Annotated in this window: 18 protein-coding genes, 1 other RNA gene and 1 pseudogene; 1 reads left to right on the top strand and 19 read right to left on the bottom strand. The window is 35.0% G+C overall.

Annotation, left to right across the window (positions count from 1 at the left end; genetic code table 11):
* Positions 1 to 61 precede the first annotated feature (61 nt).
* The 3 genes from ppk1 to J3U42_RS08595 all read right to left on the bottom strand — a co-directional run bounded on the left by ppk1 (position 62) and on the right by J3U42_RS08595 (position 4369).
* Complete coding sequence (gene ppk1 / locus J3U42_RS08605) at positions 62 to 2119, bottom strand: polyphosphate kinase 1 (protein WP_267329667.1); 2058 nt, start codon at positions 2117 to 2119, stop codon at positions 62 to 64.
* A 102-nt stretch (positions 2120 to 2221) separates the two neighbouring features.
* Positions 2222 to 3634 carry a pyruvate kinase PykF gene (gene pykF / locus J3U42_RS08600; RefSeq protein ID WP_220219580.1) on the bottom strand — a complete coding sequence of 471 codons (1413 nt, stop codon included), beginning with the start codon at positions 3632 to 3634 and terminating at the stop codon, positions 2222 to 2224.
* 324 nt (positions 3635 to 3958) lie between these two features.
* Complete coding sequence (locus J3U42_RS08595; protein WP_220219581.1) at positions 3959 to 4369, bottom strand: META domain-containing protein; 411 nt, start codon at positions 4367 to 4369, stop codon at positions 3959 to 3961.
* A 72-nt stretch (positions 4370 to 4441) separates the two neighbouring features.
* Between J3U42_RS08595 and hrpA the strand changes: the two genes are divergently transcribed.
* On the top strand, positions 4442 to 8314 hold the full coding sequence (gene hrpA / locus J3U42_RS08590) for an ATP-dependent RNA helicase HrpA (protein WP_267336207.1): 3873 nt from the start codon (positions 4442 to 4444) through the stop codon (positions 8312 to 8314).
* Positions 8315 to 8382: 68 nt separating this feature from the next.
* On the opposite strand, the gene J3U42_RS08585 is transcribed toward hrpA, so the two are convergent.
* The 16 genes and pseudogenes from J3U42_RS08585 to J3U42_RS08510 all read right to left on the bottom strand — a co-directional run bounded on the left by J3U42_RS08585 (position 8383) and on the right by J3U42_RS08510 (position 25674).
* Entirely contained in the window at positions 8383 to 9414 is a 1032-nt protein-coding gene (locus tag J3U42_RS08585; protein ID WP_220219583.1) for a YdgH/BhsA/McbA-like domain containing protein, read from the bottom strand.
* Positions 9415 to 9467: 53 nt separating this feature from the next.
* On the bottom strand, positions 9468 to 10181 hold the full coding sequence (gene fnr, locus J3U42_RS08580) for a fumarate/nitrate reduction transcriptional regulator Fnr (RefSeq protein ID WP_220219584.1): 714 nt from the start codon (positions 10179 to 10181) through the stop codon (positions 9468 to 9470).
* A 680-nt stretch (positions 10182 to 10861) separates the two neighbouring features.
* Positions 10862 to 11341, bottom strand: a pseudogene (locus J3U42_RS08575) (type II secretion system protein GspD); the annotation flags it as partial.
* A 312-nt stretch (positions 11342 to 11653) separates the two neighbouring features.
* On the bottom strand, positions 11654 to 13597 hold the full coding sequence (locus tag J3U42_RS08570; protein WP_267336205.1) for a peptidase U32 family protein: 1944 nt from the start codon (positions 13595 to 13597) through the stop codon (positions 11654 to 11656).
* A 111-nt stretch (positions 13598 to 13708) separates the two neighbouring features.
* The gene (gene htpX / locus J3U42_RS08565) at positions 13709 to 14581 is read right to left on the bottom strand and encodes a protease HtpX (RefSeq protein WP_220219587.1); all 873 of its coding nucleotides are present in this window, start codon (positions 14579 to 14581) and stop codon (positions 13709 to 13711) included.
* 192 nt (positions 14582 to 14773) lie between these two features.
* Positions 14774 to 14869: signal recognition particle sRNA small type (gene ffs, locus J3U42_RS08560), an RNA gene on the bottom strand.
* Between the two features lie 150 nt (positions 14870 to 15019).
* Positions 15020 to 15313 carry an integration host factor subunit alpha gene (locus tag J3U42_RS08555; protein ID WP_220219588.1) on the bottom strand — a complete coding sequence of 98 codons (294 nt, stop codon included), beginning with the start codon at positions 15311 to 15313 and terminating at the stop codon, positions 15020 to 15022.
* Positions 15314 to 15317: 4 nt separating this feature from the next.
* Positions 15318 to 17705 carry a phenylalanine--tRNA ligase subunit beta gene (gene pheT / locus J3U42_RS08550; protein ID WP_267336204.1) on the bottom strand — a complete coding sequence of 796 codons (2388 nt, stop codon included), beginning with the start codon at positions 17703 to 17705 and terminating at the stop codon, positions 15318 to 15320.
* A gap of 16 nt (positions 17706 to 17721) precedes the next feature.
* Entirely contained in the window at positions 17722 to 18705 is a 984-nt protein-coding gene (pheS, locus tag J3U42_RS08545; RefSeq protein WP_220219590.1) for a phenylalanine--tRNA ligase subunit alpha, read from the bottom strand.
* Between the two features lie 218 nt (positions 18706 to 18923).
* The gene (rplT, locus tag J3U42_RS08540) at positions 18924 to 19277 is read right to left on the bottom strand and encodes a 50S ribosomal protein L20 (protein WP_024496189.1); all 354 of its coding nucleotides are present in this window, start codon (positions 19275 to 19277) and stop codon (positions 18924 to 18926) included.
* A gap of 32 nt (positions 19278 to 19309) precedes the next feature.
* Positions 19310 to 19507: a 50S ribosomal protein L35 gene (rpmI, locus tag J3U42_RS08535; protein WP_065557738.1), complete on the bottom strand. Its 198-nt coding sequence runs from the start codon at positions 19505 to 19507 to the stop codon at positions 19310 to 19312.
* A gap of 84 nt (positions 19508 to 19591) precedes the next feature.
* On the bottom strand, positions 19592 to 20131 hold the full coding sequence (infC, locus tag J3U42_RS08530) for a translation initiation factor IF-3 (RefSeq protein ID WP_065612958.1): 540 nt from the start codon (positions 20129 to 20131) through the stop codon (positions 19592 to 19594).
* Between the two features lie 27 nt (positions 20132 to 20158).
* On the bottom strand, positions 20159 to 22084 hold the full coding sequence (gene thrS / locus J3U42_RS08525; RefSeq protein WP_220219591.1) for a threonine--tRNA ligase: 1926 nt from the start codon (positions 22082 to 22084) through the stop codon (positions 20159 to 20161).
* Between the two features lie 222 nt (positions 22085 to 22306).
* On the bottom strand, positions 22307 to 23194 hold the full coding sequence (locus J3U42_RS08520) for a carbohydrate kinase family protein (RefSeq protein WP_267336203.1): 888 nt from the start codon (positions 23192 to 23194) through the stop codon (positions 22307 to 22309).
* Positions 23187 to 24593: a hypothetical protein gene (locus J3U42_RS08515; protein WP_267336202.1), complete on the bottom strand. Its 1407-nt coding sequence runs from the start codon at positions 24591 to 24593 to the stop codon at positions 23187 to 23189. The genes J3U42_RS08520 and J3U42_RS08515 overlap by 8 nt, the downstream gene beginning before the upstream one ends.
* Before the next feature lie 64 nt (positions 24594 to 24657).
* Positions 24658 to 25674 (bottom strand): ABC transporter permease, encoded by a 1017-nt coding sequence (locus tag J3U42_RS08510; protein WP_267336201.1) that lies wholly within the window; start codon positions 25672 to 25674, stop codon positions 24658 to 24660.
* Positions 25675 to 25676: the final 2 nt, after the last annotated feature.

Below are 25676 nucleotides of genomic sequence, written 5' to 3'. Positions count from 1 at the left end.
AAAACTATTCGAGCCGAGATCAATAACTGCATATTCATCAAATTTATTCACATTCAAATCCTTAACTTGCCGATTCTAATTGTTTTAGATAATCATAAATTGCCCGCTGTGCTCGCACTTTCTTTTTATTACCTCTTTGGACATAATTGTTCATATTATCTTTATCGATAATTCGAGCTTTGACATTGTCATTACACTGAATATTGAAAATATTATGAATAGTGGATTTTAATGTCAGATCAAATATTTTTACTCCGACCTCAATCCGGTTATCAAGATTTCTAGGCATCCAATCGGCAGATGATATGTAGGTATCTTTATTACCGTCATTTTCGAATATATAAACTCGAGCATGTTCGAGATACTGGTCAACAATACTGGTTACATAGATATTTTCACTTAAATTAGGAATTTGAGGAACGAGTATACAGGTACCTCGCACAATCATGCGTATTTTCACGCCAGCACATGAAGCTTTATAGAGTTGATTTATCATCTCTTTATCAGTTATTGCATTGAGTTTGAGATAAATGCCTGAAGGTTTCCCAGCTTTGGCATTATTGATTTCTCTTTCAATAAATTCATGAAAGCGTAATCGTGTATTTTGTGGCGAAACTAATAAATGGTGAAAAGTTACCGGCTTAAATGGGTTTTCAATAAAGTTAAATACTTTTAGCACTTCACCCGTAATTGCCGGATCTGCCGTTAGTAACGAAAAATCGGTATAAACTCTTGCGGTTTTTTCATTGAAATTTCCCGAACCAATGTGGGCATATCTTACTATTCTGTCGTCTTCTTTTCGGTCGATCAAAAATAGTTTTGCATGAATTTTTAATTTTGGCTGAGAATAGATAACTTTAATTCCGCTACTAATTAATCGTTTTGCCCATTTGATATTTGCTTCTTCATCAAAACGTGCTTGTAACTCAACCACAACCGTCACTTTTTTACCATTATTTGCCGCATTAATCGCAGCATGAATAAATCTTGAATCTTTAGCAACACGGTAGATGTTCATTCGAATATGCGTAACAGCCGGATCAAAAGATGCTTGTCGCATTATTTCCAGAACATGACCAAAAGAGTAATAAGGATAATACAGTAAAACATCACGATCGTTGATTGTGGCAAATGCATTTCTAAATTGTTTAAAACGATTATAGGCAAGACTAGGTAAACGTTTATTGAGCAGATGTTTAACGCCCAGATCCGGAAAATTAGCAAGATCTTTAAAATTTGGATAACGCCCACCGGGCATGGCATCTTGCTCAGTTAATCTTAATTTATTAATGAGTAATTCAAAAAGCGCTTTGGGCATATCTTTTTGATAAGTAAAACGAACCGGCTGGGCGGTTAATCGTTGTTTTAATCCTTGTGACATTAATTCAAGCAGGCTATCTAATTCCGTATTCAACTCGTATTCGGCGTCTCGATTTATATTGATTGAATAGGCGTTTAATTCTACAGCATCAAAAAAAACTTTGAATATATCGGATAAACAATAACGTAAAATATTATCAAGAAAGATAATTGATTTGTTTTTGGTTGAGAATTCAGACGGTAACAATACAAAACGTGGTGCATTATCAGTCGGTAATTCAAGCAAGGCATAACTAATGCTATCTTCACATATGATTTCAACAGCTAAATAGGCATGGTCATCTTTTAAAAATTGAATGAGTTCAGTATGGCTATCGAGTAGAATAGGGGTGATGTATTGCCTTAAGTTTTGTTTGTAATAATTTTTTATCCAATTTTCTTGATAAGAGGTGAGTTGCCTTTCGTTAATCAAAAAAATCTGATTTCTTGCCATTTCTAATAACAGCTCGTTATAAAGCTGATCGAATTGTAATTCAAGCTGAATGACTTTTTGATTAACTTGACGTAATAAATTTTTTGCTGTGGAGGAAGATTGAACTTGTTCTTGCTCAATTAAGACATACTTTTTTAAATTAGCAAATTGTACTTTATAAAACTCATCAAGATTACTTGAGTATATTCCTAAAAATCGAACACGTTCAATAAGCGGGTTACTTTCATCAGCAGCTTCTTGTAATACGCGTTGATTAAATGATAACCAACTTAGTTCTTTTGGTAAATATACTGTTTCTTCTATCATTTGTTATCTCTTACCATACAATTATTTGATGTATTACAGAATAACTTAAGTGAAAAAAAAAGCTAGCAATACGCTAGCTTTTTATTATTTATTTAACAAAAATTAGATACGGTGTACTGATGTTGTGTTAGTTGTGCCACTTGGTACTAAAGCACCAGATACCATAACGATAGTATCACCTTGTTGTAAACCACAAACCTTAACGGCCATTTCTTTACCTAAACGATAAAAATCATCAGTCGAATTAATGGCATCGATTAAGATTGGTTGCACACCTTTAGATAAGGCTAATTGGTTAACTGTTTTTTGGCTAGAAGATAGCGCTAAAATTTTAGCTTTAGGGAAATAGTGACGGAGTTCGCGTGCTGATTTACCACTGCGAGTTGCAACCACAATGAGTGGTACATTTAATCGTTCAGCAATTTCAACTGCACCACAACAAACAGCTGCAGTGATGCGCAATTTTTCTTCTTTGGCTGTTAACTCTAACGAAGCAGGAATGGTGATATCGGTACGCTTACAAATGGTTGCCATTACATTTACCGTTTCAAGCGGATACTTACCTTTAGCGCTTTCGCCAGATAACATTACTGCATCGGTACCGTCGATGATCGCATTAGCCACATCACCAGCTTCGGCACGAGTTGGGCGTGGGTTTTTAATCATTGAATCTAGCATTTGTGTTGCAGTGATCACTGGTTTAGAAGCTTTATTACATTTTTTAATCATCATTTTTTGTGCAAAAATAACTTCTTCAACAGCGATTTCAACACCTAAGTCACCACGAGCAACCATGATACCGTCAGATGCTTCAAGGATTTCATCAAAATTATCCAGACCTTCTTGGTTTTCAATTTTTGATATAATTTTGATATCTTCACCACCGTGGGCTTTAAGATGAGCACGGATATCTTCAACATCAGAACGTTTACGAATAAAAGAAGCAGCAATAAAGTCTACGCCTTGTTCACAACCAAAAATAAGATCGTTTTTATCTTTTTCAGCAAGGGCAGGTAATTTGATTGAAACACCCGGTAAGTTGATACCTTTATTTTCACCTAAATCACCGTTGTTCAATACTTTACAAATTACTTCATTACCTTTAACTTCTTGAACATCCATAGCGATCAAACCGTCATCGACTAAAACTCGGTTGCCTGGTTTAAGATCATGCGCAAAACCTTTATAAGTTACAGCCACACGCTCTGAATTACCGACCACAGTTTCATCCGTTGTAAATGTGAAAGTTTGCCCTGCAACAAGCGATACGTCATTACCACCTTCTAATTTGATAGTCCGAATTTCAGGCCCTTTAGTATCTAACATAATAGCGGCTTTTAAGCCAGTTTCTTGCATTACTTCACGTAAATTTTTAATACGATTACCATGCTCTTCATAATCCCCATGAGAGAAGTTTAAACGCATGACATTCATGCCTGCATTTAATAATTTTGCTAACATCTCTTTTGATTCTGATTTAGGGCCAATGGTACAAACTATTTTTGTCTTTTTCATAATATTATCTACTAGTTGTTAAGGTTAATGTTTAAATTTTATATAAATCGGTTTTGTACAAAAAAAAACCAATGTCTTTGCATTGGTATGAATGGTATATAAGAGGTTATAAATAACTGATAAGTAGTTATTCAACATAATTAAAATATTTGAAGAATTGGTCATTTTCATCAAAATGTGGATCCTAAAAAAACTTTTGCCATTATAGTCTTAACTCTATTTTAAATAAAGTTTTTTATCATTAATTATTTCTTAACACAATATTACCAAATACAGCCAACTCAATCATTTTGGCAAAAGTTACAGGGTAAGTTTGACTTTTAATTACATCAAATCTTTTAATTGGTAGACTAATTCATTATTCTTATTTTTTAAGGTTAAAGTGTCTTTATTTAATTCGACATTGGCACCTTCAGTAAATAACGCTTCAATGGTTGCATCGAGTTCATTAAGTTTTGTATCGGGACATAGCATTTTTGTCATGGCCAGGCCTGGAGCTTTAAGGATTTGATTTTCAAAAGTTGCATTAGCAACAAAACGATTACACATGTTACCCATAATATGCATATTTTCGCCAAATACGATTTCGGCAGGATTTTCCGGGGTGATACTTTCACCATTTGCTTTGACCAATATAAAACGGTGATGTTGTAAATCTTCGGCTTTAACTTTTGTTGATTCACCACAGCCTGACATGATTAATGCACAAGTAATTAGCAATAAGGTCTTTTTCATATTGACTCCTAATGATAAATAAAATTTGTTATAATTAGTTTAATTAAAAATAATTCTTATATTTTACTCCTTATGTTATCTCAGCAGCAATTAAAATTCTTAGAATCGATGACTTTCTTAGATAAATTTAAAATCTCTAAACTGGCCAAACATAATCAAAATACGGCAGAAATTGATTCGCTTATTGATCAAGCTGTTTTGCATTACCAAACAAGGCTTAAAACGTTACCAAAACAGATTGTTTTTCCGGAAAATTTACCGGTTGTCGAAAAAAGACAGGATATCTTTAATGCGATAAGAGATAATCAAGTTGTTATTATTGCCGGCGAAACCGGATCGGGTAAAACCACTCAAATTCCCAAAATATGTTTAGAGTTAGGTTTAGGTGTTAAAGGGTTTATAGGTCATACACAACCTCGACGATTGGCAGCACGCTCTGTCGCTAATCGGATTGCTGAAGAGTTACATACAGAAATAGGGCAGCTAGTCGGCTATAAAGTAAGATTTTCTGATCAGGTAAGTGATACAACATTAATTAAATTAATGACTGACGGCATTTTATTGGCTGAAATTCAAAAAGATAAACTTTTATTGCAGTATGATACTATTATCATCGATGAAGCACATGAAAGAAGTTTAAATATCGATTTTATCTTAGGTTATTTAAAACAATTACTACCTAAGCGACCCGATTTAAAAGTCATTATTACCTCGGCAACCATTGATGTTGAGCGATTTTCAAACCACTTTAATCATGCTCCGGTTGTTGAAGTATCAGGTAGAACCTACCCGGTAGAAGTCAGATATAGACCGCCAATTTTTGACAATAACGATAGTGAAGTTGAAAAAAATAGTGATTTTCAGCCAATTATCGATGCTATTGACGAACTTTCTGCAGAAAGTAACGGCGATATTTTAATATTTCTAACCGGTGAACGTGAGATTCGAGATCTTGCCGATACGCTTAACAAGTTGCAACTTCGTCACACTGATGTATTACCACTATATGCAAGGCTGTCAAACTCTGAGCAGAATCGAATATTTCAATCTCATACGAAAAGACGAATCGTGCTTGCCACCAATGTTGCTGAAACATCATTGACGGTTCCGGGTATTAAATATGTGATTGATCCCGGACTTGCTAGAATTAGTCGATATAGTTACCGCACAAAAGTACAACGTCTACCTATTGAACCAATTTCACAAGCCTCAGCAAATCAACGAAAGGGGCGTTGTGGTCGAACATCGGATGGGATCTGTATACGTTTATATGATGAACAAGATTTCCTATCACGACCGGAATTTACAGAGCCGGAAATTCTTCGAACTAATCTTGCTTCGGTTATTTTACAAATGACTGCTTTAGGTTTGGGCGATATAGCGGCTTTTCCTTTTGTTCAGGCGCCGGATTCTAAATATATTCGTGACGGTATTCGTTTATTAGAAGAACTTGGTGCCCTTTATACTAAACATCATCGATATCATCTTACTGATATCGGTAAAATTTTAGCGCAATTACCCATTGATCCTCGATTAGCCAGAATGTTAGTTGAAGCAAGAAGGTTGGGTTGTACTAAAGAGATCATGATTATCACCGCAGCTTTGTCTATTCAAGATCCAAGAGAACGGCCATTTGATAAACAACAAGCTTCTGATGAGAAGCATCGCCGCTTTGCTGATAAACAGTCTGATTTCATTTCATATATTAATTTATGGAATTATATTAAAACTCAACAGCAAGAATTATCGGGAAATCAATTTAGGCGACTTTGTCAAAAAGAATTTTTAAATTATCTGCGAATTCGAGAATGGCAAGATGTCTACACTCAAATTAGGCAAACTATTAAACAGTTAGCTTTTCCGATAAATAGCCAGTTAGCTGATTATCGCTCGCTGCATGTTGCTTTATTATGTGGATTACTTTCACATGTTGGAATGAAAGAGCTGGAAAAACATGAATACATTGGCGCACGTAATATCAAGTTTGCTATTTTTCCCAATTCGGCAATTTTCAAAAATCAGCCTAAATGGTGCATTGCCAGTGAATTAGTTGAGACCAGCCGCTTATGGGGAAGAACGGCGGCCAAGATCGAAGCGGAATGGATTGAACCTGTCGCTAAACATTTGGTGAAATATAGTTACAGTGAACCAAGGTGGTCTAAAAAGCAAGGAACGACAATTGCTAATGAAAAGGTCACTTTGTTTGGTCTACCTATTGTTGCAAGCCGAATAGTCAATTATAGCAAAATCGATCCGGTTTTAAGTCGTAGCCTGTTTATTCGACATGCTCTTGTTGAAGGGGATTGGTTAACTAATCATAAATTTTATAAACAAAATCAGAAATTAATAGAAGAGGTTGAAGATCTTGAACATAAGTCACGACGTCAAGATATTTTAATTGATGATAATGAGCTATTTAATTTTTATGATCAGCGTATTGATAAGTCGGTGATATCAGCAAAACATTTTGATTCATGGTGGAAAACTAAGCAAAAAACGGATCCGGATTTTCTTAATTTTGAGAAGAATATGCTGATAAATCAATCAGCTCAATCCGTTAACTTAAATGATTTTCCTGATTTTTGGTATCAAGACCAATTAAAATTACCGCTAAGTTATCAATTTGAAATCGGCGATAAACGTGACGGTGTCACAATAACGATTCCCATTAATATTTTAAATCAAGTTAAAAATCGAGGTTTCGATTGGCAAGTTCCTGGTTTTCGAGAAGATCTAGTAATAGCTTTAATCAAATCATTACCTAAATCATTAAGAAAAAATCTGGTACCCGCACCAAATTATGCTCAAGCTTTTTTAAATCGGGTAGGGGCTACTGATCAACCATTACTGGAAACTTTAGAAACTGAATTTAGGAAAATGACTGGAGTGAAAATTACCAATGAAGATTGGCAACTAGATCAAATCCCGGATTATTTAAAAATGAGTTTCAGTATTGTTGATAACAATAAGGAAATTGCTTTCTGCAAAGATTTAGATAAACTTAAAGAACAGTTAAAAACTCAAGTACAACAAGCATTATCTTCATTAACCGAAAAAAAATCGATATCATTAGAGCAAGATAATTTAACTGACTGGAACTTTGGTACTCTACCGCACATCTACGAAGCGAAGCAGAAAAATTATGTCGTTAAAGCTTATCCAACTATTATAGATAATCAAAACTCTGTCAGTATTAAATTGGTTGATTCAAAACAAGAGCAACAACGCTTAACTAAATTGGGGTTAAGGCGTCTTCTTATATTAAATATTCCTTCGCCAATCAAATATTTGCATGAAAAATTGCCGAATAAATCAAAATTAGGATTATATTTTAATTCATTTGGTACAGTGCTATCGCTAATTGATGATTGTATAGCTTGTGCTGTTGATTATCTGATTGAAAAAAATAATCAAACCATTGAGAATCAGGAACAATATCAGCAGCTTTTAGATTATACTAAGGCTCACATTAATGAAACCGTCGTGGATATTGCTAAACAAGTAGAATCTATTTTAACTCTCCACTTTAATATCAATAAAAAGTTAAAAGGACGAGTTGATTTATCATTAGCTTTTGCTTTATCTGATATCAAACAACAAATAAATAATCTGATATATAAAGGATTTGTCGCAAAATCGGGCTATCATCGACTTAATGATATTCATCGTTACTTATTAGCCATTGAAAAGCGTATTGAAAAATTAATGCAAAATGCGTCAAAAGATAGGCAAGCGATGAATACAGTGGAAGAGGTCAAAAATCTATATGAAAATTGGCTAAATAGTTTGACTGAAAATCAACGATTACAACAGCAAGTAGTAAATATAAGATGGATGATTGAAGAATTAAGAGTCAATTTATTTGCTCAACAACTTGGTACACCTTATCCTATCTCAGCCAAAAGAATTAAACAACAGATTGAGCAGGTCAAATCGGAGCTTTAAAAGCCGTGGGTGATATTAAATTAAGTTAGAAAAAGTAGGGCGCACAGGCGCCCATTTTTGTTTTGATATTATCGATATAGATCGACAAAAACAGTGATATTTGGTCCATTCGAATCGTGAGCAACTCGCGCTATATGGTAATATTTAGCACCAGCATCAATCGCTCGTTTACCTGCTTGATAAGAAATTTCTTGATCAGTCACATAGTATCCTCTGAACTTGATCGTATTAAATGCCACCATTTTAGCTGCTGTAGCATCGTTAAGCTCTTGAATTTTACGACCATCAGGAAGAGTGACAGTGTAACGATTTACGCGTTGCGGTTCAACCGGAACTGCTGAAGCAGTTTGAGTTGAAGTCGAGGTTGTCGCTGTTTGAGTGGTTGTTGTTTTATCAATAACTTTATTATTGAATTTTTCAGCATAGAATTTTTCATTAAATGATGATGGTGAGTAATAGCCCGGTTTTTCAACCTGCATAGCAGCTTCACCACCTTGAGCTAATGCTTGTTGACCAGCTTCAGAATCATAAGGAATTGCATTTTCCGGTTGTAGTTTACGCTCCGGCGCATCTTTCTTAAATAAGTAAGCTGCAACTTGTAAATTACTTCCTAATTCTGATCGTGAGTCGATATAAAAGGCATAAGCGCCATGACTTGCAGCTTCTTTAGCTATAGCTTGGTTGATGTCATAATCAGTAGGGAAGTAGCCACGAATACGGACAATATCAAAAGGTTCTAATCGAATAGCTTTTGATTTAGGATATTCATACACACCTTCAAATTGACGAAGACTTTCTTCTTTCTCAATCGCTTTAGGTGCATCTGCTTTATATAATTTGGCGTAAACTATACGTAATGTATCATTTGAAGGGCTTATATTTGTTGTAGTGATATAGAAAGAAGCGGCTCCTTCTTTATCAGCTGCTTTAGACATAGCCATTATATAATCACTATCTGTATAAAATGCACCACGAATAGTGATACTTTTAAATGATTGCATGCTATTTGCTTGTTCTTCATTTAGTTGCTGGGCAGCAAACGAAGAGATAGGGACTAGTGCGAGTGTAGCAGCAATAAATGTTTTCTTTAAACTTGTCATAAATAAAGACCTTACAATAAATATGTTGATAATTTTAGCATAAAAATAAAAATTTATTTAGCCAAATCCATTAGAGCATTTAGGTTATTGATAAATATATATTTTCCTTTCGCCGATAAAATATTCTGCTCTTGAAATTTTGATAGATTACGGCTAACAGTTTCGATGGTTAATCCTAAATAATTAGCAATATCAGCACGACTCATCGACAATTTAATGTTTAAAGATGAATGGCCTCGTTGTTCGTAACGTGTGTAAAGAGAGTATATAAAAGTCGCCAGTCGTTCATCAGATTTTTTCTGAGAATAACATAGCACTAATTTCTGAAAATTATGAATATCAGCACTCAATAAGTTTAAAACCATATCTCTAACATTTTTGTGAGTATGGAATAGCGACATTAATTCATCATAATTGAGTTCACAAACCAAAGTATTACTCAAAGCTTGAATATTGTTGTTATATACCTTAGTTGAAATAGCATCTAAGCCAACAATATCGCCGGGTAAATAAAAGCCATTAATTTGTTCATTTCCTTCAGGTGTTACAACAAATGTTTTTAATGCACCGGAATGAATGATAAAGAATTTAGTAAAAGGTGTTTTGGCTTTAATAAGAATTTCATTTTTTAAATAAGATTGCTTACGTTTTAAAACACTGTCCAACGTATTATTAAGCAACATTGGAATACAAAATGCTCCCATACTGCATAACTCGCATGGTACAGCACAACTTTTTGAACGTAATGTCTTATTTATAGTTTGCATACAATCCTTAAGGGGAGTGGTTTCTAAATTTGGTGATAAGGTTACCATATTTTGAGATAAAACGAAATTTGTTCGCTCATGTTTATTTAACTAAATGATGTAACAGATTGCGAAGATAGTATCGATTAAAACGAAATGATATTATTTAACTTCTAATTTCATTATTTAACATAATATACATTATGCGAACTAATTAAACTACTCATTTAGTCTAATCTTATGTCAAGAAGTAAATCATGAATAATTTCAGAGTTATGTACAATATGACTAAATGATTTATCTCTCTTTAATCGATTATAATAATACTTAGATATCTTTCTTATAGGAAGTGTATAGTAATAACCAAACTGCGGATAACATTGAATTAAAAAACCTTTCTCGGATATTTTTTTTAATAGTTCAATAATTTTAATGGGATGTGTTTGGCATTTAAAGGCTAAAAAATTAACAGAAGAACTTTTGAAGAGTAGATTGGGTGAACAATAATTCTCATCGAGAATTGAAATTAAATTAAATTAAACATAAATTGTATTTGAAAATAAGTAAGATTTGATAAACTCTTTTTATTATCAACCAAATATTTAAAATAAATATATAAATGCCTTTTTTCCATTTTATAAATTTGTTCGTCTATAACCAACTATAGATTATACTAAATTTCACAGTATAAGCATTAACTATTATTTTATTCTTGATACTGATAATGCAACTAGAATATCGGTTTTATTTTTTTCATTTGATTTACTATTAAAAATTGGTAAAAAACTTAATCCAGTTTTTGCATTTGAATCTTTACTATCAGTTAAACCACCAAGCACAACAATATCACCGTCATTTAAATTAATATTAGTATTAACTTCTCTTTTTATCAAAGTCGGAGAATTATTTACACCTGTTTCAGTTTTAACAAAATTAGATAACTGTTGATTAATATCTAAAGTGATAATATTTTCTGTAATCAATGGTTTAACAGTAAATATTACACCTGATGAGCGATATTCTATCGATTGAACTGACTTGTTGTTATCTGTATGAGTTACAGAAGCCAAAACAGGAACATCAGAACCAACACTAAATCGAGCTTGATTACCACTAGTCACTCTTAAATGTGGGGAACTAATAACATTAAATCTTGAATCGTTATCAAATAATTCAGCTAAATGATAATTTGAAAGAAGCAATACATATTGAAAAAATAAATTAAATTCGCAGATGAATAGAAATTTCTTTAGCGTGTTTTCTTTTAAAAAAACGTTAGTAAGTCCCCTATTTTCCATTATTACGCACTTAATTTAATAATTATAATTAAATCAAATAGTTAAAATTCAAATAATGTATATTATGTTAAATAATAACATTATTACGAACTAAAATAACACCTTTTATATTCGCTATTTATCGTTAAAATTCTTATATAGATGATTGGTTATAATAATTATCGAATAAATAATAATCCGATAATTATCAATATGTTAATCATTACTTGTCAGTAAAATAACTTCACTACCAGGCAATGGCATTTTTAAAATATGCTTTTTGATTTTGCCCCAAACCTGCATTTCACAAGCTTTACAATTGAATTTTAGAATCAATTCTTCGTTATTTTGAACTAATTTCATTGGCGTAACTTTGGTTTTAACGCCCTGAATTCCTTTGGCTTGTTTTGGACATAAATTGAACGCAAATCGTAAACAATGTTTGGTAATCATCAACGGTGCATCATCTTTAACTTGATGCGCTTCATAAGCACTTTCAATCAATGTCACGCCATGCTGATTATAAAATTCTCTGGCTTTATGATTGTAAACATTGGCCAAAAAAGTTAACTGATTTTCCGGATATATTGGCGCTGGTTGAATTTCGGGTTTACGTTTTTTCGGTTGATAATTTGCTAATCGTGCTGTAGTGAGATTAGTAATAATATCTCGTCTTAGTTGATTAAGTTGGCTACTAGGAATGAAATAGACCGTTTCAAGTTCAATCTCTAAATGCGATAAATAATAAATAGTCTGTCCAAGTTTGGATAAATTATCCTTAATATTTTTAATCGCTTTCTCAGGTTGTTGGGCAAGATCAAATTCGCCATGGAGCTCTAATTGAACGCTTATCCCCTCTTCACTTTTAGCGACTAATTGGATACCTTTATCGCAATTACGTAATGTAAAGGTTAAGCCTATACGGCGTTGGCTGGAATCTTTAAGTAGATTTTGTTGCCATAGGTGATCTAAATTACGATTGATGACATAGGGCAATTTAACCGAAAAAAGAGGTTTTGGGATTTCATTAGGAAATACTCGATAAAGATTAGTTGATAGTTTTTCCACGCGATCGGCTCGAAAACCAAAATTTTCACGCTTAATCAGTACATTAAGCCCGTCACCATTGGTTAAGTTTTTGCTGGTGCTGATGTCGATACTTTGCTTTGTTACTTTAATAATTTCACCAATTTGTAATCCGACAAATTTTGGAGAATCAAATGCTCCTATATCTGGCTGTCGGCCACGAACAAAGTAATCGGTACTGCCTCTATGGAATGTTCGATCAGGATCGGGGGTGAAAAAGTGTTCAGTTTTTCCACTTGATGCTGGACGAAAATCAGATGAATTAGATAAGATATCATCTAATTTTTGCCGATAAAATGACGTAATATTTTTGACGTAACTTACATCTTTATACCGCCCTTCTATTTTGAACGATCTTACGCCTGCTTCTATAAGCTGTTTTAAATTATTTGACTGATTATTATCTTTCATTGATAAAAGATGTTTTTCATAAGCGACAATTCGCCCTTGATCATCTTTTAAAGTGAAAGGTAATCGACATGCTTGAGAACAATCACCACGATTTGCACTCCGCCCTGTTTGTGCATGGGAAATATAACACTGACCGGAAAAAGCCACGCAAAGTGCGCCATGAATAAAAAACTCGATATTGGCATCGATTTGCTGATGAATGGTTGCTATTTCGGTTAAGTTAAGCTCTCTGGCTAAAACGATTTGAGAAAAACCAACATCCGATAAAAATTTTGCTTTCTCCGGTGTTCGGATATCCATTTGCGTACTGGCATGTAAATCGATTGGTGGAATATCTAAATTTAAAATCCCCATATCTTGTACAATTAACGCATCAATGCCTGCATCATATAGTTGCCAAATTAGTTTCCTTGCCGGCTCTAGCTCATTGTCATGTAATATGGTGTTTAAAGTGACAAATACTTTAGCGTAATACTGATGAGCAAACTCGACTAATTGCGCAATATCTCTAACTGAATTACCGGCGTTATGGCGTGCACCAAAATTAGGCCCACCAATATATACAGCATCTGCACCATGTAAAATGGCTTGTTTGGCAATTTCGATATTTTTAGCCGGGCTAAGTAGTTCTAATGTATTCGTAGCGTTTTTAGGATGCAACATAGTTACGTCTCATGAATGGTAAATAATGGACAGATACAATTTGGCAAACATTGGGAACATTACCGATGTTTGCCAAGAAGTTTCAGAAAACATATACGTTTAAGTAAAAAACTAACCGATAAATGATTGATTACGTAAAGCATCAATACGTTTATCTAAAGGTGGATGTGACATAAACAGTTCTGAAAATTTGATCTTTTTAGCACCATTAATACAAAATGCGAGGATTGAAGCTTGTTCAGTTGGTTCATGGCTGACTTTCAATTTTTCAAGAGCAGCGATCATTTTTGTTGCGCCGACTAACTTCGCTGACCCGGCATCAGCCTTAAACTCTCTGTAACGTGAAAACCACATTACGATAAGACTCGCTAAAATACCAAAAATGGTTTCAAATACCATAACAATTAGGAAATAAACTAAATGAGAAGGAACTTTGCTGTCACGTTCATTAAGCGCTTGAGAAACAGCAAAAGATAATAAGCGAGAGATAAAAATCACAAAAGTATTAAGCACACCTTGTAACAAAGTCATTGTTACCATATCACCATTGGCTATATGGCTCATTTCATGACCAATTACTGCCTCGGCTTCATCTTGTGTCATTGAATTTAATAGTCCGGAACTGACCGCAACAAGCGAGTTATTTTTGGTTGCACCGGTTGCAAAAGCATTGATATCAGAGGCATTGTAAATAGCAACATCGGGCATATTAAGCTTAAGCTCAGATGATTGACGGCGCACAACATCAATTAACCATTGTTCTTGAGCCGTTCTTGGCTGAGTAATGATTTTCCCCCCAACAGAACTTAAAGCAATTTTTTTGGATAATAGTAAAGAAATAAAAGAGCCACCAAAACCAAAAATGCCAGCAAAGATAAGCAATCCTAAGGTACTATGGGCATCAACATGTAATAAACTTAAAATGATACCAAATACAAACATAACAGCTAAGTTAGTTAGAATAAATAATCCAACTCGCATCATAAACATATCCTCAATAATTGTTGTTATTAATATATTAAATTAGCTTTTTATATGATCTCAAAAAAGGTCAAAAGCGACAACTGATTTAATTTCAAATTTAAATATAATTAATTATTTGCGGATTTATTATGCAATGATGATTAGGTGTATGAAGAAGGAAATAAATTCAAAATTAAATAGGTTGGGTGGAGACTCTATCAGCCACATCCCACACACATATTTTTTACTTTGGCTGCTTCCTTCCGGACCTGACCTGATGAGCAAAGAAATGTTGCAAGAGGACCCATAGAGCCTCCATAGAAGAGGCAGTATTATGCTTGAATATTTGAAATTTTACAACTATTTTTTTGAATAAAAAGACTAATCGGCCTTTCTTAAGCCTTAAACAAAAGAAAGGCGATTATTTGCAAGAATGCTTATAGAATTAATTCAACAATATTAAATTGTTAGATTTTTTTCTATACGCTCTCTAAATTTAATGCCAGGTCTGAATGTAACCACTCGACGAGCTGAAATATCAACACTTTCACCTGTTTTAGGATTACGTCCAGGACGTGAATTTTTATCACGTATGGCAAAATTACCGAAACCTGATAATTTAACTGGCTCGCCTTTTTCTAAAGCGACTCGAATCTCTTCAAAAAAAAGTTCAACAAGGACTTTAGCTTCTTGACGATCGATATCAAATTTCTCGGCAAGACGATCTGCTATATCAGCTTTAGTTAATGTCATATGATTATTCTCTTAATATGGCTTTGAAACGATTTTGTAAAGCAATAACGCATTTGCTTACAATGTTTGTTATATCTTCTTCTTCAAGTGTACGTGATTTGTCTTGTAAAATCAAACTGATAGCAAGGCTCTTTTGATCAGCTTTGATATTATCACCTTGATATACATCAAATAAACTAACTTTGATAAGTTGCTCGCCACCGGCACGCTTACACTCAGCAATAATATCTGCTGCTGGAACTTTGTTAGAAACTACAATAGCAATATCTCGCTTATTTGACGGATACTTAGAAAGGTCTTGAGCAACAGGTACTTCTTTACCATTAATTTTAGCTAAATTTATTTCAAAAACAAGCGATTTACTATTTAAAGATAATTTTTTTTCGATTTCTGGATGTAAAACCCCTAAATGTCCGATAAGTTCGTTGTTTATGTAAATTGCTGCACTTTGTCCCGGATGTAGTGCTTCAAGATCAGATTTCTTAAACTCAATCTCTTCGGTACAACCTAATAATGAAAAGATAGATTCTAAGTCCCCTTTTACATCAAAAAAATCAACATTTTGTTTAGGTAATGCCCAATGTTCATCATATAAATTACCGGTTACAACACCGGATAACATTAATTCTTGACGAACACCAAACTCACATTTTTCATCCGGTATAAAACGCAAGCCCGTTTCGAATAAACGAATACGTGATTGTTGACGATTTTGATTATATGCTACTGCGTCTAATAATCCTGACCATAATGATAAACGCATTACTGACATTTCACTTGAGATTGGGTTAGGTAAAACTATGTCTTGCTGAGCCGGGTGTAGCGTTCGTTGAACTTTAGGATCGACAAAACTATAGGTCACTGCTTCTTGATAGCCCATATCTACGAGTAAATCTTTCACTCGACGCAATGAAATTTGGCTTTCCGGTTTCGGTTTCATGACAGATTCAGTTTTCATGTGCTCATTCGGAATATTGTTATATCCATAGATACGAGCAACTTCTTCAACAAGATCTTCTTCAATCTGTAAATCAAAACGCCAACTCGGTGAAGTAACTGTCCAAAGATCATTGGTATATTCAACAATGCAGCCTAATCTTACTAAAATATCTGTAATTTTTTGCGTTTCAATTGCATAACCAATAATGCGATCTATTTTTTCTCGACGCAGTTTTATGGTTGCTTGTGTTGGTAGTTCATTTTGATTAGTAACATCAACAATAGGTGCCACTTCACCACCACAAATCTCGATAAGCAACTGAGTTGCTCGCTCCATTGCAGCATGTTGTAAATACGGGTCAACCCCACGTTCATAACGATGTGAAGCTTCAGTGTGTAAACCATATTCACGAGCTTTACCGGTTATTGCCAATGGTGCAAAAAATGCTGATTCAAGGAAGATATCTTTGGTTGAGTTTGTTACACCCGATTTATCGCCACCCATAATACCGGCCATTGCTAATACTTTCTGATGATCGGCAATAACGAGTGTTTTATCATTTAGTTTTACTTCGTTACCGTTTAATAAAACAAGTTTTTCACCTTGCTGAGCATAACGTACAATAACGCCTGTATCAATTTGTGCCAAATCAAATGCGTGCATCGGGTGACCTAGCTCTAATAATACATAATTAGTAATATCAACAACCGCATCAATTGAGCGAATGCCACCACGACGTAATTTCTCTTTCATCCAAAGTGGCGTTGTTGCAGTAACATCAATGTTTTTTATTATTCGGCCAAGATAACGTGGAGCGGCTTTAGGTTCATTGATGTTAATTGGTAATGTATCAGCAATTGTAGCTGGAACACTTTCAATATTAAGCTGTTTCATTGGAATATTGTTAACTGCGGAGATATCTCGGGCAACACCAATGATACCAAAACAATCAGCCCGATTAGGCGTAACGCTAATATCGATCATAACATCATTAAGGTTTAGATATTCACGGATATCTTGTCCTAAAGGTGCATCATCAGGCAGTTCAATAATACCATTGTGATCTTCAGAAATACCTAATTCTGAATATGAACAAAGCATACCTTCTGAAGGTTCGCCACGTAATTTGGCCGCTTTAATTTTAAAATCACCCGGTAGCACCGCTCCAATGGTTGCACAAGCAACAGTTAAACCTTGACGACAATTTGGTGCACCACAAACAATATCCAGTAATTCAGGTTTGCCAATATCAACTTTCGTTACCCGTAGTTTATCGGCGTTAGGATGTTGTTTACATTCAACTACCCTTCCAACAACGACACCCGAAAAATCACCGGCAACTTTTTCAACATCATCGACTTCCAATCCTGCCATGGTTAATTGATCGGCTAACATCTCGCTACTAATTTCTGGATTGATCCATTCACGTAGCCAACTTTCACTAAATTTCATGTTTTGATCTCCAGAATTAATTAAATTGTTTTAAAAAACGTAAATCATTTTCAAAGAAAGAACGTAAATCAGTGACACCGTAACGTAACATAGTTAACCGTTCAATACCCATACCAAAGGCAAAACCACTATATACGTCTGGGTCGATACCCACATTACGTAAGACATTTGGATGTACCATTCCACAACCAAGCACTTCTAGCCATTTACCATTTTTAGCCTTAATATCGACTTCGGCAGACGGTTCAGTAAACGGAAAGTATCCCGGTCTAAAACGTATTTCCATATCTTCTTCAAAAAAGCAATGGAGGAAATCATGTAAAAGGCCTTTTAAGTGTGTGAAGCTGATATCTTTATCAACTAATAGCCCTTCCATTTGATGAAACATTGGAGTATGGGTTTGATCATAATCATTACGGTAAGTTCTTCCTGGTGCAATAATTCGAATTGGTGGTTTTTGACTTTCCATTGTTCGAATTTGTACCGTTGAAGTTTGAGTACGTAATAAACGTTTTGCATCAAACCAAAATGTATCGTGATCGGCACGTGCAGGATGATGAGCAGGAATATTTAATGCATCAAAGTTGTGATAATCATCTTCAATTTCTGGACCGGTTTCAACAGCAAATCCCAATTCGCCAAAAAACTCAACTAAACGATTTATTGTTTTAGTAACTGGATGTAATCCACCTAATTCAAGCGTTTTACCCGGTAAGGTGATATCGATTGTTTCATTAGCTAATTTTGCATCAAGGGCTTGACGCTCTAGAAAGCTGCGTTTTTGATTTAATATTTCAACGACTTCTTGTTTGGCATCATTAATTTTTTGACCGACAGCCGGGCGCTGATCAGCAGGAACATCACGTAATGAAGCCATTTGCATTGTAAAATAGCCTTTTTTACCAAAATATTCCACCCGAATCTGTTCGATAGTATTAATGTCATTAGCACTTTCAATAGCGGATTTGGCGTTGTTTACCAGTTCAACTAATTGAGACATACAGTTCTCCTGCTTATTGTTCATTACATAAAAAAAGCCTCTTCTGAGGCTTTTATAATTATTTTTCGTTTTTTATTTATGCCTCACGAACGATGATTGTTAACAAAGCTAAAAAAGAAACGAAAAATAACTAATTTCATGTTTAATCTACTCTTAATAAAATATTTTACTCTAAATATAAACATAAAAGCCGAGATAACTCGGCTCTTATAATGCTATTAAAGTGCAGCTTTTGCTTTTTCAACTAATGCAGCGAATGCATTTTTATCAAATACAGCGATATCTGCAAGGATCTTACGATCGATTTCAATAGATGCTTTCTTTAATCCATTAATAAAACGGCTGTAAGAAAGACCACATTGACGTGCAGCTGCATTGATACGCACAATCCATAATTGACGGAATTGACGTTTACGTTGACGGCGGTCACGGTAAGCATATTGTCCTGCTTTGATTACTGCTTGGAAAGCAACACGATATACACGTGAACGAGCACCATAATAACCTTTTGCTTGTTTTAAAATTTTCTTGTGACGTGCACGAGCAATAACACCACGTTTAACACGAGCCATAAACTATATCCTCTAAATAATTAACCAATAAATTAAGCGTATGGAACACACGCAACAACTAAACCTAAATCGCCTTTTGACACAGTAGTCAAACCACGTAAATGACGTTTACGCTTAGTTGATTTTTTAGTTAGGATATGGCTTTTGTTCGCTTGTTTATGCTTGAAGCCACCAGAAGCTGTTTTTTTAAAGCGCTTTGCTGCGCCTTTTACAGTTTTAATTTTAGGCATTTTAATAATTTCCACTTCGCATTGTTAATAAAAATAAAATAATGGTGTAATGATTAGTAAACTAAAAATTAGCTTGTTGAACCACTATTTCTTCTTCGGCGCTAGCACCATAATCATTTGACGACCTTCGATCTTAGTTGGATAAGATTCAATGATTGCCAAATCAGCTAAGTCTTCTTTAATGCGATCAAGCATTTCAGTTCCTAACTGTTGGTGAGCCATTTCACGTCCACGAAAACGTAACGTGACTTTGGCTTTATCGCCATCTTCAAGAAAGCGAATCAGGCTGCGGAGTTTTACCTGATAGTCGCCTTCATCTGTACCAGGTCGGAATTTAATTTCCTTAACCTGAACAACCTTTTGCTTCTTCTTCTGTTCTTTTGTTGCTTTACTCTTTTCATAGAGGAACTTGCCATAATCCATAATTCGACAAACAGGCGGCTCTGCATTAGGGCTTATTTCAACTAAATCTAATGTTGCTTCTTCAGCTTGTTTTAAAGCTTCATCTAAGCTAACAATACCGAGCTGTTCACCGTCAACGCCGGTTAACCTCACCTCGCGAGCAGTTATTTCATCATTAATTTTATGCGCGCGTGTTGACTGAATTCGTTTACTGACTTTAATATCTCATTCCTCCAAAGTAGTTTATCTTTAATTCATTTGTTCTAATGAACGAGTATGAATTTCGTTAAGCAACAATTCTATAACATGTTTCACTTCAAAGCTACCAAGATCTTTACCTTGACGAGTTCGAACTGAAATCGTACCAGATTCCATCTCTTTGTCACCACAGACAAACATATATGGAACACGTTTTAGAGTATGCTCACGAATTTTAAACCCAATTTTCTCATTTCTCAAGTCTGCTTTTGCTCTAATTCCAACTTTTTGCAATTCCTCGGCTAATTGTTTAGCATAATCAGCTTGTTTATCGGTGATATTCATAACCGATACTTGTAACGGTGCAAGCCATGTTGGGAAGAATCCGGCACAGTCTTCGATTAAAATCCCCATAAAGCGTTCCATTGAACCTAAAATAGCTCGGTGGATCATAACAGGGGTATGGCGTTCGTTATCTTCACCTACATAGGTCGCATCTAAGCGTTCGGGTAACATAAAGTCTAGTTGAACAGTACCACATTGCCATGCACGGCCTAAGCAATCATGTAAGGTAAATTCAATTTTTGGACCATAAAATGCACCTTCACCCGGTAAATATTCAAATTCAATTCCGTTTTCCGTTAGGCACTCAGCTAAATCTTTTTCAGCCAGATCCCATGTTTCATCTTTACCAATTCGTTTTTCTGGTCGAGTTGATAATTTAACAGTTATGTCGGTAAAGCCAAATGTACTATATGTATCATAAACCATTTTGATACAGCTATTGACTTCACTGCGGATCTGATTTTCAGTACAGAAAATATGTGCATCATCCTGAGTAAAACCACGAACACGCATTAAACCATGTAATGAGCCTGACGGTTCGTTTCGGTGACAACTACCAAACTCAGCCATTCTTAGTGGTAAATCGCGATAAGATTTTAAACCTTGATTGAAAATTTGAACATGTCCAGGACAGTTCATCGGTTTGATACAATATTCACGATTTTCAGATGACGTAACAAACATTAACTCTTTATAGTTACCCCAATGGCCTGTTTTTTCCCATAAAACCCGATCCATCATAAATGGACCTTTAACTTCTTGATAGTCATACTCTTTTAATTTGGTACGCACAAATACTTCAAGTTCGCGGAAAATAATCCAACCATCGTTATGCCAAAACACCATGCCTGGCGCTTCTTCTTGCATATGATAAAGGTCTAGTTGTTTACCTATTTTACGGTGATCTCGTTTTGCCGCTTCTTCTAAAAACTGTAAATAGCTTTCAAGCTGTTTTTTATCAGCCCATGCAGTACCATAAATACGTTGTAACATTTTGTTTTCGCTATTACCACGCCAATAGGCACCGGCTACTTTTTGTAGTTTAAAATGGTGGCAAAAACGCATATTTGGTACATGTGGACCACGGCACATATCAATATATTCTTCATGATGATAAAGCGCAGGGGTTGAATCTTTTGGAATATTTTCATCTAAAATAGCGATTTTATACGGTTCACGGCGTTCCCAAAAGACTTCTCTTGCTCGTTCCCAGCTCACGACTTCTTTTATGACATCATAATTTTTCTTAGCCAGTTCATGCATTCGTTTTTCTAATGCATCAAGATCTTCCTGAGTTAAAGAGTGATCTAAATCGACATCATAATAAAAGCCATTGTCAATTGTTGGACCAATAGCCATTTGAGTATCTGGCCATAATTGTTTGATAGCATGCCCTAATAAATGCGCACATGAATGGCGGATGATTTCAAGTCCGTCTTCATCTTTAGCCGTAATAATCGCTACCGTTGCATCATGATCAATAACATCACAAGCATCTTTACGTTCACCATTAACACGACCTGCAATACACGCTTTAGCCAGTCCGGCACCAATACTTTGGGCAACCTCTAAAACAGTTACGGGTTTATCAAATTGACGTTGGCTTCCGTCAGGAAGAGTAATAATTGGCATAATAAATCCTTATAACAGTGGTGCGCCACACGAAAGCGCACATGCGTACATAAATAAATAGACCGTGTATACTATCACTTATCATAATCATTTTAAATAGGCTTAAACTTGATTTAAAAATAGATTTTTAACTTATCGTATAAGTATAAAGTGAAAAGACATAGTAGAAGTGAAATTGCCTAGCTTTAATCATTTGGGAAAAAAGCCAGGCGTGATAATAAATTATAATTCAGATAAATAGGCTTCAGGCAAAATTGGCATTGGACCACTTTGCGTACAAACGTAAGCAGCTATATGATTTGCTTTACTGTTAATTTCCTGCAACGCTTTACCTTTCAAATATAAAATACTACTTATTGCCATAAATGAATCACCGGCACCAACAGTATCAATCGCTGTGATTTTTTCAGCCGGCTGATAATTTTGCTCACTTTGGGTGATGAGATGACTGCCCTCACTGCCACAAGTATAAATTAATAACCTTAATTGATAATGCTGGTTAAGGTAATTAAACAGCTCTTTTGGATCAGATTTTATTTTCAACAATTGGCAAATAATAGGTAATTCTTCATCATTTAACTTTAAGATATTGGCATGCTCAATACACAAAAGTAATGTTGAAGGATTATAATGATTTTGTCGTAGATTGATATCAACAATAATTTTGGTTTGTGGCGATAGATGCGCAATAATTTTTTTTAGTAATTCATGATTGTGTGGATTACGTTGAATTAAACTACCGAAATAAATTGCATCTAAATCATTTTGTTTGATAAGCGCTAATAATTGCTCGGTTAAGGCGATATCGTCCCACGCAACAGGATTAACTATGTCATAAGTCGGTTTCCCTGCTGAATCTAATTCAACTAATACCGTTCCTGTTGGATAACTGTTTGATATTTGGAGTTGATGTGGAATTTTTAGCTTCTCAAGCTCATTACTTAATTCTTTACCGTTTTCATCATTTCCAATAGCAGAAACTAATATAGGATTTGCCCCAGCTGATTTAGCATGGTAACAAAAATTGGCAGCCGCTCCGCCAATTTTTTTGCCATTTGGTAAACAATCCCATAAAAACTCACCTATTGCGACAACTTTTACATCATTCATCTTCAATTAGTCCTTGTTTGACATCAATGTTTTTTTCCATACTGTCGGCTTGCTTTTGCCAATCATCAAATTGATCATATGCAGTATATATAGTCGATCCAGTTGGTAATTCTGGGTATTCATTTTCACCATTGGTCCCCCAATTCACCCAACCGGAATCTTTACGCTGAACAATTTGATAACGCCCAACAATATTGCTTGTATACCAAACCATACAATACCCTGTTTCCGGATTAATTTCAGCCGTTTTATTTGCAGCTAGAGGAAAAATCGTTTGATCTGGTACATGATTGACATCAATTTCTTTGGCAAATAATACTTCTTTATTACGTTCACTGTTATGAACAACATGATGTGCTTTACGCAAAATAGTCTCAACATGCGCTTTTATTTCTGCATCACTTAAAATACCCTCTTTCACACAAAATAGCCGCCAGAAGTAATCCCACGATACGGCATTAATGTTATCACCAATTGACTGTCGATAACTTCTCGCATTTGGAGAAAGTTTATCAAGAGGTTGGGATAAAATTCGGTTAACTTCATCGGCTAAAATATTGGCATAACGATCTCCTTGTCGATAATAAGTGCCGCCGTAACTAGCAAAACGAGAAAATACCAAATTATTTTGACCACTTTCATACTCATCGCCCACAGTGATCTTATTTATGACCGGCATGCCATCAACATAGGTTTCAAAGTCATCAACATAATAAGTACGTCTAAACCAGGGTGATTGATATAAAAATTCCCAGACAATTGAGAATGATTTATTGCGTAAAGCGGGATCTAATCCATTAGGTATTTGACCATTAAATCGATAACGACAATAAATCGCACCTTCAACTTCTGTCTCACACTCAACGACCGTATGTTCTGGCGGATTGATTAAGCCATTTGCAGGTGTAAAAAATGGTCCATAAAATCCACCAATAGCATTAGAGCAATCTTTAATCAAATTGAGTCCTTGAGCTTTCGCTGCAAAATAGCGAATCCCCCATTTTCCATATGATGTACCATCAGCCGTGCCACGACATAATTCTAAAATATAATGCCCGGTATCCAACCTTTTAATTCCGTCTGCTAATGTAGGCGCTAATTGTTTTATTCCTGTAAAAGTATTTGATTGCGTGTTTGCATCTAAATACAACGTATAGTTTTCAACCAATTGTTTTAAATTAGTTACGATAAAAGCAATGGAACAAGCCGTAATAAATTTATTCGTTTGATCATAAACCATATCGAATAATTGATGTGGTACAACCTCTCCTTGCTCATTGATAAGTTTCATTTGAGCAGGATCAACTGGCTGTTGCTTAAAAAAAAGGCGGGTAATGACAGGTTCATTATGTCGACAGATACCGTCCGGATTGTTTAACATCAACGTACATTTTTTCATTTTATTGTCCTATTAATTAAATTGGGTATTATTCACATAAGCAAAGAAATCAATTTTTTATGGCTTATTGAGATCTTTTTCGTTTTAACATATCGACATATACCGCTAAGAAGATAATTACGCCTTTGGCAACCAATTGCCAAAATGAATTGACACCTAATAGATTCAAGCCATTATTAATAATGCCGATAACAATGACACCTAAAATGGTGCCACTAATACGACCTATACCGCCTGACATAGATATGCCGCCAAGTACACAAGCGGCTATTGCATCCATTTCATATCCTTGTGCCACTGAAGGTTGCCCGGAATACATTCGAGCAGCAAGAACGATTCCGGCGAAAGCTGCTAAAAAACCGGCAATGGTATAAACAACGATTTCAATCCGTTTAATAGCAATACCAGATAATCTTGCTGCTTCACGATTACCACCCAACGCGTAAATATAGGTGCCTAAACGAGTACGATTTACCAGAACTAACATAATGACAATAAATACCAACATATAAATTACCGGGTATGGAATTATTCCCAAATAACCCGTACCAATGCGAGTAAAACTCTCATCAAAAATGCGAATGGATTGACCGCCACTATAAATGTAACCAACACCACGTGCGATCATCATCATCGCTAAAGTAACGATAAAGGGCGGAATACCGGTATAAGCAATAGCAACGCCGTTAGCTGCACCACAAAGCGTACCGATAAGCAAGCCTAAGAAAATTGCCGGAATGATGCCCATTTCGCCTATTGAGATAAATCCAACCGTCAGCGTGCCAGCCATTGCAACAATAGACCCCACCGATAAATCGATTCCACCTAATATGATGATCAACGTCATTCCTAATGCTAAGCACATATTGGTAGATACTTGTCGTAACACAGATAACATATTTTCTTGAGTCAGAAATACAGGGCTTGCAAAAGTTAAAATGACACTAATCAATAAAAGCGCAATTAATATCCCTATATTATGCGTAATGAAATTTTTAAAACTTCTGATAATAAAATTATTGGTTATTACCGATCGATGATAGAGCGTATCATCTGATTGTTTGATAGATTGGCTAGCCATTT

This window comes from Gilliamella sp. B2923 (genome assembly GCF_026536565.1).
In the GTDB taxonomy this organism is placed as follows: domain Bacteria; phylum Pseudomonadota; class Gammaproteobacteria; order Enterobacterales; family Orbaceae; genus Gilliamella.
The sequence above is the reverse complement of the archived record's forward strand: the minus strand, read 5'-3'. Positions and strand labels throughout refer to the sequence as shown.

What these genes read in the sequence shown, in the direction of transcription:
- ppk1 (WP_267329667.1), bottom strand. Translation starts at nt 2,119, where the DNA reads ATGATAGAAGAAACAGTATATTTACCAAAAGAACTAAGTTGGTTATCA.
- pheT (WP_267336204.1), bottom strand. Translation starts at nt 17,705, where the DNA reads ATGAAATTTAGTGAAAGTTGGCTACGTGAATGGATCAATCCAGAAATT.
- J3U42_RS08510 (WP_267336201.1), bottom strand. Translation starts at nt 25,674, where the DNA reads ATGGCTAGCCAATCTATCAAACAATCAGATGATACGCTCTATCATCGA.
- fnr (WP_220219584.1), bottom strand. Translation starts at nt 10,181, where the DNA reads ATGCAAACTATAAATAAGACATTACGTTCAAAAAGTTGTGCTGTACCA.
- rpmI (WP_065557738.1), bottom strand. Translation starts at nt 19,507, where the DNA reads ATGCCTAAAATTAAAACTGTAAAAGGCGCAGCAAAGCGCTTTAAAAAA.
- J3U42_RS08595 (WP_220219581.1), bottom strand. Translation starts at nt 4,369, where the DNA reads ATGAAAAAGACCTTATTGCTAATTACTTGTGCATTAATCATGTCAGGC.
- htpX (WP_220219587.1), bottom strand. Translation starts at nt 14,581, where the DNA reads ATGATGCGAGTTGGATTATTTATTCTAACTAACTTAGCTGTTATGTTT.
- J3U42_RS08515 (WP_267336202.1), bottom strand. Translation starts at nt 24,593, where the DNA reads ATGAAAAAATGTACGTTGATGTTAAACAATCCGGACGGTATCTGTCGA.
- J3U42_RS08520 (WP_267336203.1), bottom strand. Translation starts at nt 23,194, where the DNA reads ATGAATGATGTAAAAGTTGTCGCAATAGGTGAGTTTTTATGGGATTGT.
- rplT (WP_024496189.1), bottom strand. Translation starts at nt 19,277, where the DNA reads ATGGCTCGTGTTAAACGTGGTGTTATTGCTCGTGCACGTCACAAGAAA.
- thrS (WP_220219591.1), bottom strand. Translation starts at nt 22,084, where the DNA reads ATGCCAATTATTACTCTTCCTGACGGAAGCCAACGTCAATTTGATAAA.
- pykF (WP_220219580.1), bottom strand. Translation starts at nt 3,634, where the DNA reads ATGAAAAAGACAAAAATAGTTTGTACCATTGGCCCTAAATCAGAATCA.
- hrpA (WP_267336207.1), top strand. Translation starts at nt 4,442, where the DNA reads ATGTTATCTCAGCAGCAATTAAAATTCTTAGAATCGATGACTTTCTTA.
- pheS (WP_220219590.1), bottom strand. Translation starts at nt 18,705, where the DNA reads ATGTCTCAATTAGTTGAACTGGTAAACAACGCCAAATCCGCTATTGAA.
- J3U42_RS08570 (WP_267336205.1), bottom strand. Translation starts at nt 13,597, where the DNA reads ATGTTGCATCCTAAAAACGCTACGAATACATTAGAACTACTTAGCCCG.
- J3U42_RS08585 (WP_220219583.1), bottom strand. Translation starts at nt 9,414, where the DNA reads ATGACAAGTTTAAAGAAAACATTTATTGCTGCTACACTCGCACTAGTC.
- J3U42_RS08555 (WP_220219588.1), bottom strand. Translation starts at nt 15,313, where the DNA reads ATGACATTAACTAAAGCTGATATAGCAGATCGTCTTGCCGAGAAATTT.